The 4530-nt window shown below is 31.0% G+C and carries 8 protein-coding genes; 6 read left to right on the top strand and 2 right to left on the bottom strand.

Annotation, left to right across the window (positions count from 1 at the left end; genetic code table 11):
- Positions 1 to 174 precede the first annotated feature (174 nt).
- Positions 175 to 489: a winged helix-turn-helix transcriptional regulator gene (locus HMPREF2704_RS09155; RefSeq protein ID WP_083324094.1), complete on the bottom strand. Its 315-nt coding sequence runs from the start codon at positions 487 to 489 to the stop codon at positions 175 to 177.
- A gap of 89 nt (positions 490 to 578) precedes the next feature.
- On the opposite strand from HMPREF2704_RS09155, the gene HMPREF2704_RS09150 reads away from it, so the two are divergent.
- Entirely contained in the window at positions 579 to 893 is a 315-nt protein-coding gene (locus HMPREF2704_RS09150; RefSeq protein ID WP_070846362.1) for a YciI family protein, read from the top strand.
- A 59-nt stretch (positions 894 to 952) separates the two neighbouring features.
- On the opposite strand, the gene HMPREF2704_RS09145 is transcribed toward HMPREF2704_RS09150, so the two are convergent.
- Complete coding sequence (locus tag HMPREF2704_RS09145) at positions 953 to 1150, bottom strand: hypothetical protein (protein WP_070846360.1); 198 nt, start codon at positions 1148 to 1150, stop codon at positions 953 to 955.
- A 394-nt stretch (positions 1151 to 1544) separates the two neighbouring features.
- On the opposite strand from HMPREF2704_RS09145, the gene HMPREF2704_RS09140 reads away from it, so the two are divergent.
- The 5 genes from HMPREF2704_RS09140 to HMPREF2704_RS09120 all read left to right on the top strand — a co-directional run.
- Positions 1545 to 1925 carry a GntR family transcriptional regulator gene (locus HMPREF2704_RS09140; protein WP_070846358.1) on the top strand — a complete coding sequence of 127 codons (381 nt, stop codon included), beginning with the start codon at positions 1545 to 1547 and terminating at the stop codon, positions 1923 to 1925.
- Positions 1918 to 2766 (top strand): ABC transporter ATP-binding protein, encoded by an 849-nt coding sequence (locus HMPREF2704_RS09135; RefSeq protein WP_070846356.1) that lies wholly within the window; start codon positions 1918 to 1920, stop codon positions 2764 to 2766. Before HMPREF2704_RS09140 ends, HMPREF2704_RS09135 begins: the two co-directional genes overlap by 8 nt.
- Complete coding sequence (locus HMPREF2704_RS09130) at positions 2766 to 3395, top strand: ABC-2 transporter permease (RefSeq protein ID WP_070846354.1); 630 nt, start codon at positions 2766 to 2768, stop codon at positions 3393 to 3395. The genes HMPREF2704_RS09135 and HMPREF2704_RS09130 overlap by 1 nt, the downstream gene beginning before the upstream one ends.
- Positions 3396 to 3632: 237 nt before the next feature.
- On the top strand, positions 3633 to 4145 hold the full coding sequence (locus HMPREF2704_RS09125) for a GrpB family protein (RefSeq protein WP_070846352.1): 513 nt from the start codon (positions 3633 to 3635) through the stop codon (positions 4143 to 4145).
- 150 nt (positions 4146 to 4295) lie between these two features.
- The coding region (locus tag HMPREF2704_RS09120) for a DNA methyltransferase (RefSeq protein WP_371106654.1) at positions 4296 to 4530 on the top strand (235 nt) is incomplete at its 3' end.

Raw genomic sequence — 4530 nt, 5'->3', positions numbered from 1 at the left:
TCTAATGATATCAAGACCTAAAGAATCTTAAATTTAGTCTTGCATAATTTCTCCCTCCTTCTGACATATTTAGTCTAACAAAAAAGCCGTCGGAAAAACGGCTTTCGAAGATAAGTGGTTAAAATGCCAGGTTAAGTGGTGCGATAGTAGACATTAAACAAAATCCAAAATAGACTACAGCCATTCTTTTCCCCATTGATTCAAGTCTCTTAAAATCGGCATTAGCGATTTGCCTTTTTCTGTAAGCTGGTATTCTGTATGAAGGGGCATGGATTCAAAATCAACTTTCTTAACTAATTGATGTTCCACTAAGACATCCAGTCCACGTGTCAAACTAATCGTTGTGATTCCTTCGACTTCTCTTCTTAACTTGTTAAAACGAATCGTTTGATGCTTGTTGATCACCCATAAGATATTCATCCTCCACTTGCCACCAACCACATCCAAAACTTGGGACATACTACAATTCCAATTTTTATTTGTCAGCATTATTTCTCCTTACAAAAATGTGCCTACTGTTCAAACGGCTTCCTAAGTATTATAATCTATTTATCATTCATTTTAAAGGAGTTATATTTATGTTTATTGTAAACCTCACCTATATCAAGCCACTAGAAGAAGTTGAAAAGCACCTACAACAGCATATCATCTTTTTAGAACAACACTATAAAAAAGGCTATTTTATCGCGTCTGGTAGAAAAAATCCAAGAACCGGTGGTATTATTCTCGCAAAAGCAAACCATAAAAAATTAATCCAAGAAATCATTACACAAGATCCATTCTACCAAAATGAAATTGCTCAATATGACATCATTGAATTTGAGGCAAGTAAGTATTGTCCGGAATTTGAAACTATCATCAGTAAACCTTTTGACGACAAATATGTTTATTAGTCTTTGAAAGTATCTTTACAGAAAGCAAGAACTTAAGCAACGTTTTTAAAAAATTATGCTCAAAATACTTCTTCCCTATCCATAGGTGGATAGGGTTTTTCGTTGTTCATTATACGTTCTAAACATTCAACACTAGATTGCAGATGAAACATCTCATATTTTCTATCTACTTCATCTTGAGAATTCCATAGTCCTTCTAGATGTCGCTTTATATGCCAGATCGCTCTTCTAATATTTTCTTCTTTTAATTTATTCATGAATACATCGTATAACAAAATATAATCCAAGCTCTTTGATTAAACTAATTTGCATGAAATATAAACGATTCGGTTAAGAATAAGATTAAAAGTTTTTTGAAGTAATCTATTCAGCACAAAAAAACACCTATTCGGGAAAATAGGTGTGAATGATGTTATTTATATCCATATTGTTTTAGAGCCTTTTTATACGCTTCGCTACCTTTAAGATAGTAGTCATGCTTAACTCCACTAATATCAACAGAAAAGACCCCATCTTAGATGCAGGATTTACTCAATTAGAAGAAGCGAGCAAAGAAAATTTTGTCTGCTTCTTTTTTACATATTGAAATGTTTTAACTGTTATGCTACAATAATAACAGTTAAAACACAAATAACAGTAGGGGAGTTGAGGATGAATATACAGATAAATAATTCCAGTGATGAACCAATATATCTGCAAATAAAAAATCAAATTAAAGCACAAATCATTTCTGGAGATTTGAAAGTGGGAGAACAACTACCTTCGATAAGATTCTTAGCGAAAGAAATCAGAGTAAGTATGTTAACTGCAAAAAGAGCTTTTGATGAATTAGAGTTAGACGGGTTTATAAATTCGGTACAAGGAAAAGGTAATTTTGTTGCAGCACAAAATAAAGAACTAATTCGAGAAGAATACTTAAAGAAAATTGAATCGAAGCTTCAAGAAGTAGTTGAACTTTCAGAAATTGCAGATGTATCCAGTGATGAATTGATAGAAATGTTAAAGAGTTATGTGGAGGGTGAATATGAGTAAATATGCTATTGAAATTAAAGATTTAGTAAAAACATTTGACAGTTTTAAACTAGGACCGGTAAATCTTACTATTCCGAAAGGAACAATAGTTGGATATATCGGACAGAATGGAGCTGGTAAAAGTACAACTATAAAATTGTTACTTGGGCTTTTAAGAAAAGACTCTGGCGATATAAGACTTTTAGATGAGGAAAATCCTAATAGTGTTGAACTGAAAGATAAACTTGGAGTGGTATTTGATGATTTGTTAGTGCCGGAAGAAATGACATTAATCGATGTTGAGAAGTTTTGTCATAGAGTTTATTCAAAATGGGATAAAAAGCAGTTTTATGGATTCATTGAAAAATTCAATTTACCACATAAAAAGATGATTAAAAATTATTCTCGTGGTATGAAAATGAAACTTTCAATAGCTGTTGCTTTATCTCACAATGCTGAACTTTTGATTTTAGATGAAGCAACAAGTGGGCTTGATCCAATTGTAAGAGAGGAAATCTTGGATTTGTTATTAGATTTTATGCAAGATGAAAATCATACAATTCTTATTTCTTCCCATATTTTATCTGACTTAGAAAAAGTGGCAGATTACATTGCTTTTATTCACAATGGAAAAATCTTATTTATGGAAACAAAAGATGAGTTAAAAGAAAACTACGGTATATGTACTTTATCCAATGAAGAAGTAAATAACATTGATGAAGAAGCCATTGTAGGAAGAAGAATACATTCTTTTGGGCAAGAGTTACTTGTTAAAAAGAGTCTTGTACCTGATGGTATCAAGTTACAAAAACCGTCAATTGAGGATATTATGATTTACTTTGTGAAAGGAGTGAGACAATAATGACAGCATTAATTTTGAAAGATATAGCTACTTTAAAAAAGACATTATTATTAACGGTTACTATCAGTATTGCACTGGCTGTATATGGAATTTATGAAAATGAATTGTTTATGGTTCCGTTAATATGTGTAATGATTCCGCTCATACTTTCTGCAATCGCCTTTGGTTATGATACAAAATCAAATTTCGAACAGTTTGCATTTTCGATGCCAATAAAAAAGAGCAGTTATGTGTTGAGCAAGCTTTTCTTTGCATTTGCCTTTGGTTTGGTCGGTTCAATCTGCATTTTTGTACTGTTGATGACAAAAAATCAAATGTCATTGGATAGTATAGTGTTTATTGCTTTAATTACACTAGCTGCTAGTATACTTATGACTGCCATTCAATTACCATTTATTCTTAAATATGGTGCTGAAAAGGGTAGACTCATTATGGTAATCACTTATTTCTTAATATTTGCTTTATCAACATTGCTAAAAGAAAAGTCAGATTTTCTTGCAAAATTAATGGAGATTTTTAGTAAGAATTCTATGTCAATGATTTGCTTAGGAATTTTAGTTGTAAGCGTATTAATCATAGGGGGTGCAGTAAAATTGTCCGTTATGATTATGGAGAAAAAAGAATACTAGTTTATTTCAAATGTAATCTCGGAATTACATTCTTTGACCCAGCTTGTGGGTTTCGTGTCATAATAATGGCAAAGGCAAATAGTCAAGTAAATACAAGGGTTTTAGAGCTTCTACCAAAGTTTAAAATCAAAAAAATGAATCGATGGTGTTTTGTAGAATTTTATGAAAATAAGTATTATAATTACATTATTATAAAGGATTGAATAGAGGAAAAAGGGTTATATAGGTAAATAGATTATGAGGACACAAAATGTTGTAGTTGAAAAATGGAATCCAAAATGGAAAGAAGAATTTGAAAAAATAGTAGAATCACTTGGAAAAGAAATCATTCAGAATGTAATTAAGATTGAACACGTAGGTAGTACATCGGTTGAAGGGATGTCAGCAAAGCCAATAATTGATTTGGATATTGTTATTGAAAATGATAAGTTTCTAATTTTAAAAAAATTGCTTGAAGATAAAGGGTATGTACATGAAGGCGATTTAGGTATTAGAGATAGGGAGGCTTTTTCATATATTAATAAAAATGATTTAATGACACATCATTTATATGTATGTCCTAAAGACTCTGAAGAATTATTTAAACATATTACTTTTAGAAATTATTTAAGGCAACATTCTGAGTTAGTGGATGAATATTCAAAAGTTAAAGAAAAAGCTGCTGTTTTATTTCCGGATAATATAGATAAATATATAGAATATAAATCAGGTGTTATTGAAAAAATTTATAAGCAATGCGGTCTATTGTAAGTTTTTTTACCGTTCTAATTTTTTGGTTTCAATATATCACATAAATATGAAAAAAATTATATCTGTAGTCATTGAAATTACTTCATGATTTCACACCTGGTTCAGGTAACGTCCTTACAGAGACCTATATATCTTTAAGACGTTTAGAAAATGAAGCCATTATGCTATGCAGTCGCATTCGACGTTGGACAAGAACTTGTTAAAGTCCAACTGAGCCAATTCTATGGAATTGAGATTAACGACTTTGCAGTTTCTGTTTCGAGAACTGCCCTTTGGATTGCTAAAAATCAGATGCTAGAAGAAACAAAGGACATTGTGTTTGATATTGAAGACTATATCAAGAGAAAAGGCAAAGTTAAGCTTAATAGAAATACAGTAATTACAA

It is taken from the genome of Streptococcus sp. HMSC076C09 (assembly GCF_001837905.1).
In the GTDB taxonomy this organism is placed as follows: domain Bacteria; phylum Bacillota; class Bacilli; order Lactobacillales; family Streptococcaceae; genus Streptococcus; species Streptococcus parasanguinis_I.
This window is presented reverse-complemented; position numbering and strand designations above follow the sequence as displayed.